At 54.1% G+C, this 6,977-nt stretch carries 7 protein-coding genes; all 7 read right to left on the bottom strand.

Annotation, left to right across the window (positions count from 1 at the left end; genetic code table 11):
* The coding region (locus B5F80_RS06710; protein WP_204246358.1) for a transposase at positions 1-436 on the bottom strand (436 nt) is incomplete at its 3' end.
* A 272-nt stretch (positions 437-708) separates the two neighbouring features.
* Positions 709-1,644 (bottom strand): protein translocase subunit SecF, encoded by a 936-nt coding sequence (gene secF / locus B5F80_RS06705; RefSeq protein WP_087478050.1) that lies wholly within the window; start codon positions 1,642-1,644, stop codon positions 709-711.
* The gene (gene secD / locus B5F80_RS06700) at positions 1,641-2,876 is read right to left on the bottom strand and encodes a protein translocase subunit SecD (RefSeq protein WP_087478049.1); all 1,236 of its coding nucleotides are present in this window, start codon (positions 2,874-2,876) and stop codon (positions 1,641-1,643) included. Before secD ends, secF begins: the two co-directional genes overlap by 4 nt.
* A 188-nt stretch (positions 2,877-3,064) precedes the next feature.
* On the bottom strand, positions 3,065-3,517 hold the full coding sequence (gene yajC, locus B5F80_RS11475) for a preprotein translocase subunit YajC (protein ID WP_331225480.1): 453 nt from the start codon (positions 3,515-3,517) through the stop codon (positions 3,065-3,067).
* 58 nt (positions 3,518-3,575) lie between these two features.
* Positions 3,576-4,682 (bottom strand): tRNA guanosine(34) transglycosylase Tgt, encoded by a 1,107-nt coding sequence (gene tgt / locus B5F80_RS06690; protein ID WP_087478047.1) that lies wholly within the window; start codon positions 4,680-4,682, stop codon positions 3,576-3,578.
* A 12-nt stretch (positions 4,683-4,694) separates the two neighbouring features.
* A complete protein-coding gene (gene queA, locus B5F80_RS06685) occupies positions 4,695-5,714 on the bottom strand; it encodes a tRNA preQ1(34) S-adenosylmethionine ribosyltransferase-isomerase QueA (RefSeq protein ID WP_087478046.1) in 1,020 nt (339 codons plus the stop codon).
* Positions 5,715-5,726: 12 nt separating this feature from the next.
* Positions 5,727-6,977 carry a SpoIID/LytB domain-containing protein gene (locus tag B5F80_RS06680; protein WP_087478045.1) on the bottom strand — a complete coding sequence of 417 codons (1,251 nt, stop codon included), beginning with the start codon at positions 6,975-6,977 and terminating at the stop codon, positions 5,727-5,729.

Below are 6,977 nucleotides of genomic sequence, written 5' to 3'. Positions count from 1 at the left end.
AATCCTCAATGTGGACATATGCCTTCTTATTCAGTTCACTGATGGTTGAGGGCGACACTTTGCTGCCCCACAGCGCCTCTGTAATGTCTTCCACACGCCGGACGGATACACCGGCCAGATACATCTCGATGAGGGCTTCTTCTACGCTGCTTTCACGGCGGCGATACCGCTCAATAATGGCGGTCTCAAAGGAAATCCCTTTGAGCTTGGGTACCTTGAGGGTAACGTCCCCGGAAGTGGTAGTGAGGCTGCGCCTGTAGTGGCCGCTGCGATAGCCCTGACGCTTCTCATTGCGCTCGTATCGGGCCGCCTGAGTCAGTTTCTCCGCCTCGGCCTCCAGCAGCTCGTTGAGAGTCTCCTCTACGCTGCCACGCACAAGATCCTTGAGCTGTCCCTTGATTACTTCCTCGTTAAGCTGTACAATCTTTTCAGACATGGTTTGCTTGCTCCTTTCAGAATGGTGTGTCGCGACTTCATTCTACCAGAGTTCTGTAAGCCATGTCTCTTTTTATTTTTGCGAAACTTATTGTACCTTATCATCTGTATTCTTTATATGAAAGAAGCCCAAATGAAAAGCAAAACAACTGAGTTCAGCGATTTATTCCAAAAAAAATAAACCAGTACCAATGTAAGAACTCCTTACATTGGTACTGGTTTATACCTAACCTATAATGCTTGAATGGATTACCATTGGTTATCCGTATATATTTAATTTTCTTCTATTTCCTCTTTTTCTTCATGAACAACACGCTTCGAACCGTGCTTCTTTGCCGTATAATTTTTCCATACGACCCACAGGGACGTATCTACGCAGATGGACGAGTAGGCGCCGCTGATGAAGCCGATGAGCATGACCAGGGAGAAATTCTTCGTCGATTCGCCGCCGAAGAAATGGAGGGCGCCGCAGGCGAAGAGTACCGTCGTCAGCGTGTAGATGCTGCGGTGGATGCTCTGGGAAATGCTGTCGTGAGCCAGCTTTTCATACGTATCCGTGCGGCGGTGGGTCCTCGTGTTTTCGCGGACGCGGTCGAAGATGACGACGGCTTCGTTCATGGAGTAGCCGACGACCGTCAGGATAGCCGCCAGGAAGGAGGCGTCGATTTCCAGCTGGAAGAAGGAGAAAAAGCCCAATACCATGATCAAGTCATGGAGGATGGATACGATAGCCGAAATGGCGATCTTATATTCAAAGCGGAAGGAAATATAGGCCGCCAGGGCGATAAAGGCCACGGCCAGGCTGGTCACGGCATTTTTCGTGACTTCCGAGCCGATGACGGCGCCGACCGATTCGATACGCTTCACTTCCGCTCCGCCCAGCTTTTCGTTGAGCTGATCGGAAATGGCCTTGCTTTCGTCGCTTTCCAGATTGCGCATGCGGATCATCACTTCCTGGGACGATTCCTGATCCGTTACGCCCGACAGCTGGATGACGCTGTTTTCCAAATTCATATTGGAGTCGTCGATGACTTCGCGCACCTGGGCGACCGTGACGGGTTGCTTGAACTGCAAGTCCAAAATCGTACCGCCCGTATAGTCGATGCCGAAGTTAAAGCCGTTGATAAAGATGGAGATGACGCTCAGGACGACCAGGACGGACGACAGGGTAAACCACCATTTCTTATGGGCTACAATATCAAAACTCATTTCCGTCCCCCCTTTTTGAGCATGTGTTCCGGCACCTTGCGGTTCAATCCATAGAACCACGGATTGGTGAGGAGATTCGTGTTAATGAACCAGGTCAGCAGGGAACGGCTGACGATAATAGCCGTAAACATGCTGACGATGAGGCCCAAGGCCAGGTTGACGGCAAAGCCTTTGACCGTGCCGGCCCCCATGACGATGAGGACGATAGCTGCGATCATAACCGATACGTTGGCGTCGAGAATCGTATGGAAGGCCCGCTTAAATCCAGCCTCCATCGACGTTCGCAAGGTCTTCCCTACGAGCACTTCTTCCTTAAATCGTTCGAAGATCAGTATATTGGCGTCGACGGCAAAGCCCATGGACAGGATGATCCCCGCAATGCCAGGCAGGGTCAGCGTCGCGTCGAGGTATTTCAAAATAGACAGCAGGATCAGGACGTATACCAGCAGGGCTACGTTGGCGACGATGCCGGACATGCGATATACGACGACCAGGAAAATCATGATCAGGACGATGCCGATGGCAAAGGCCTTTTCGCTCTTAATCTTCGAGTCCTGGCCCAGGCTCGGCCCGATAGTCCGCACTTCCATGACCTTCAGCTTGACAGGCAATGCACCGGAACGGAGCAGAATTGCCAGATTTTTAGCTTCTTCCAGCGTACGGCTGCCGGTGATGACGGCCTTGCCGCCGGTAATCGGTTCGTTGACGACGGGAGCCGTCAATACTTCGCCGTCCAGCAAGATGGCGATTTTATGGCCTACGTTGGCCGCCGTCAAATCGGCGAACTTGTCGGCGCCTTCGTCGGTAAATTCAATGGCGACGACGTTCTGGTTTCCGTTTTCGATTTGTTCCTTCGCCGTTTTCAAATCCTTACCGGTCAGGCGCGTCGCGCCGCTTTCGTCTTTAAATTCCATGACGGCCGTCTTGCCGATCGTTTCGATGGCTTTTTCCGGATTCTTTTCGCCGGGCAACTCAACGATGATGCGGCGGGCGCCTTCCTTCTGCACCAGCGGTTCCGTCAGGCCCATTTCATTAATACGCCGTTCGACGATGGAGACGGCGCGGTTCAGCGAGTCTTCCGTGACCGGCGCATCGGGCGTATCTTCCGCTTCCAGGACGATATGCGTGCCGCCCTGCAAATCCAGGCCCTGTTTAATCGAGTTGGCCAGCGGATAAATGAAGGTCAGGAACACGCCCAATATAATGGCGACCGCCCCAAAAAACTTTATCATATTACGGGTCCGCAACAGGTTTCCCTCCTCTTATAAATACAGTATTCTATACTATAAACGGCGGCGTTCCGCCGTCTGCTTCATCATGCTTCCCCAAGGCCCGGCCTTCGCCGGCCCATGCAAAAAGGCCATGAACCGGCCCTCCCAGAAATGGCGCGGAGCCGGTCATTCATGGCTTTTCAAAGGTGTTACTTCGCGTCCTGCGATTCTTCAGTTTTCTTTTCTTCAGCCGGAGCTGCTGTTTCAGCCTGTGCTGGTTCGGCAGCCTTCGGTTCTGCCGGCGTTGCGTCGGCCTGTTTTGCTTCCGCCCCTTTTTCTACAGGCTTCGGATCAGCTTTCTTTTCCGCCTTTTTGGATTTCTTCCCTTCCGACCGATCCTGCTTTCCCAAGACCTGGTTGACGGCGTTGCGCGTAATCTTGATTTCTACCTTATCGGCTACGCGGATGACGAGATATTCGTCGTGAAGAGATACGATCGTGCCGTAAATACCTCCGGCAGTGATAATCTTAACTCCTGCTTTCAGGCTGTTCAGCATTTCCTGGCGCTGTTTCTGCTGCTTTTTCTGCGGACGCCAAAGCATGAAATAGAAAATGACTACCATGAGGATAATCGGCCAAAAGGCGTTTAACTGTTCCATCATGTCCACTGTATTCACCTCCAACATTTAGTGATATGGTATATATGCAAGATACGAAATATTATGCATCTTGATATCGCTTCCAAAATTCCTGCCGGAACTGGCGGAACGTGCCGTCCAGAATGGATTGGCGCATGTCGCGCATAAACTGCAGCAGGAAATACAAATTATGAATGCTGACTAAGCGGTACGCCAGCAGTTCTTCCGCTTTGAAGAGATGGCGGATATAGGCCCGCGTATAGTTGCGGCACGTGTAGCAGCCGCAGCCTTCTTCAATGGGCGAGAAATCCCTGGCGTATTTTGCGTTGCGCACGGTCAGCCGGCCCGTATGGGTCATGGCCATGCCGTTGCGGGCTACGCGCGTCGGGAAGACGCAGTCGAACATATCTACGCCGCGGGCTACGCCCTCGACGAGGCAGTCCGGCGTGCCGACGCCCATGAGGTACCGGGCTTTCGTCTGCGGCAGGTAGGGCGTCGTATGATCTAGTATATCATACATTATATCCTTAGATTCGCCAACACTCAAGCCGCCGATGCCATATCCGTCAAAATTCATGTCTACTAATTCTTCACAGCTCTTGCGGCGCAGGTCCACATACATGCCGCCCTGGACGATGCCGAACAAGCCCTGCGTATCGCTATGGTGGTGATCCAGGCAGCGCTTGGCCCAGCGGCTCGTCCGCTCCGTCGAATGGAGGGTGTAGTCGTAGTCCGAAGGGTACGGGATGCACTCGTCGAAGGCCATGGCGATATCAGAATTAAGGGCCATCTGCACGTCCATAGATACTTCAGGCGACAGGAATTTCTTCGAGCCGTCCAAATGAGAGCGGAAGGTTACGCCTTCTTCCGTAATCTTGCGCATCTGCCCCAGGCTGAATACTTGAAATCCGCCGCTGTCCGTCAGGATAGCCTGCTTCCAGTTCATAAACTTGTGCAGGCCGCCGGCTTCCTTGACCAGGTCTTCGCCGGGCCGCAGGAACAGGTGATACGTATTGCTCAGGATGACCTGGGCGCCCATGTCGTACAGCTCTTCCGGCGACAAGGTCTTGACCGTCGCCTGCGTGCCTACGGGCATAAACATAGGCGTCTTGAAGGTTCCGTGAGGAGTGCGCAGGATGCCGGCTCTGGCGCCGTCGCATTCGGCCTGCAGTTCGTAAGTAATAACCAACGTCGTGTCCTCCTATCGTATAAACATGGCGTCGCCGAAGCTGAAGAAACGGTATTTTTCCTGCACGGCAATTTCATACGCCTTTAAGATTTTTTCTCTCGTAGACATAGCGCTGATGAGCATGAGGAGCGTCGACTCGGGCAGGTGGAAATTCGTGACCAGCGCGTCGACGATGTGGAAGGTGTAGCCGGGATAGATGAAAATATTCGTCCAGCCCGATCCGGCCTGCAGCACGCCCGTCGTACCGGCGCTTTCCAGCGTCCGTATAGACGTCGTGCCGACGGCTACGATGCGCCGGCCTTCAGCCTTCGCCCGGTTAATCGTCTGGGCCGCTTCTTCCGTAATGCTGTAAAATTCGCTGTGCATTTCGTGGTCTTCGATGTTTTCCTCTTCTACGGGCCGGAACGTCCCCAAGCCGACGTGCAGCGTAACGAAGACCAGCTCCACGCCCTTGGCCTTGATGCGTTCCAGCAGCTCGTCCGTGAAATGGAGCCCTGCCGTCGGCGCCGCCGCCGAGCCCCGTTCGCGGGCGTATACAGTCTGGTATTCGTCGGGATCTTCCAGCTTTTCGTGAATGTACGGCGGCAGGGGCATTTCGCCGATCTTGTCGATAATATCGTCGAATACGCCGTCGTATTCAAATTTAACGATGCGGCCACCGAAGTCCGTACGGTCCAGTATCTGACAGGTCAGGCCTTCGGGAAACTCGATAACCGCCCCGGGCAGGGCCCGTTTCCCCGGCTTGACCAGCACTTCCCACGTGTCCTCGCCGACGGGCGTCAGCAGCAGCACTTCGACCTTGCCGCCTGTCGGCGACTTTTTCCCGTACAGGCGGGCCGGAATGACCCGGGAATCGTTAAATACCAGGACGTCGCCCTGATGGAGCTCGTCGATCAAATCGTAAAAATGCTTGTGTTCCACAGCCCCGCTCTGCCGGTCGTACAGCATGAGGCGGGCGTGATCCCGCTGCTCTGCCGGGTGCTGGGCAATCAATTCTTTTGGCAAATCATAATAAAAATCACTGAGTTTCAACGTACTGTCTCCTTAATCTATCTTGTCAAGCTTTACGCCCGTATAGTAATGCTGCAGTATCTTGCGGTACGTATTCTTGGCGTTTTTCTGTTCCTGGGCCATCTGGTATGCGCCGTACTGGCTCATCCCCAGGCCGTGGCCCCAGCCGAAGCCGTAAATCGTAATGGGCTTCTTGTCTTTAATTTTAAAGGTCATCTTGCGGGACGATTTTTTCTTATTCTCTTTCTTACTGTCTTTCTGCTTCTTTTCCGCTCCCTGATAAATGTCAAACAAGGTGCTCTTGAGTCCCATGATGGACTGGAAGGCGTTGCCCGTCAGCCTGATGCTTCCCGACGAACCCTGAATCGTCATGGACAGGACGCGGCCGGACACGCCGCGGTCGGACACATCCATGGGCCGCTTGCCCAAGGGCGACAGGGTAATGGACTTTATCTTGCCGACGTTTTTACCGGCTGCTTTCAGGTTTGCCGCCAGCTTTTCCGGCGTCGTCGTCACAGTCCAGCTGTAGGACGGCATCTTTTCGCTTCTATCGACGACGCCCCGCAGGTAAGGCACGTAATTGCCCCACACGTTTTCGCTGTGTTCCGTCCAGCCGCCGGCAGTGGCGCAGAAAATCGCCTCGATGGGCTTGCCCTTATACGTCAGGATTTCGCCCTTCGTCGCATCGACGGCACTGATAATAGACGGTGATTCGCCGTTGATGCCGGCGTAAACCTGGCTGCGCGTATCGTCAGTCATATCGAAGCCCTTGTTGCGGAAGGAGTTCTTATGATACACGGCGTAGGTCCGGGCCGCGACGGCCTGGGCTTTCAGTGCTTCGGAGCTCCACGACGGCGACATTTCCTTGCCGACGACGCCGTATAAATACTGCTCCAGGGGCACGACGTTGACTACGGTGATTCCCGAAGCCTTCGACGGCTGCATGCACTCGATGGAGCCGCGGTACAAATAGCCGTCAGTCAGCTTGACGACGCCCTTTTTCAAGGGCCGTACCGACACGGCGCCCTTGCTCTTCGAGCCGTTGACAACGAGGTCTTTTCCCTTAAGTTCTACCTTAACCGGCTTGTTCGCCCCAACCTTTTTCCACAAGGAGCCGTTTTTATAAACGGCCGCTCCCTGAGTTCCGATGATGGATACAGATTTGCTCCCTTCACGGATGCCGATGCGCAGCGTCTGGTCCGAGCCGGCGCAGAAAGCCGTCGCCGTCAGGCAGACAAATAAAGCCGCCGCGGCGAGGACGCGAAGTAGTCGCGTTTTAATCAT

It is taken from the genome of Megasphaera sp. An286 (assembly GCF_002163455.1).
Classification (GTDB): Bacteria; Bacillota; Negativicutes; order Veillonellales; family Megasphaeraceae; genus Megasphaera; species Megasphaera stantonii.
This window is presented reverse-complemented; position numbering and strand designations above follow the sequence as displayed.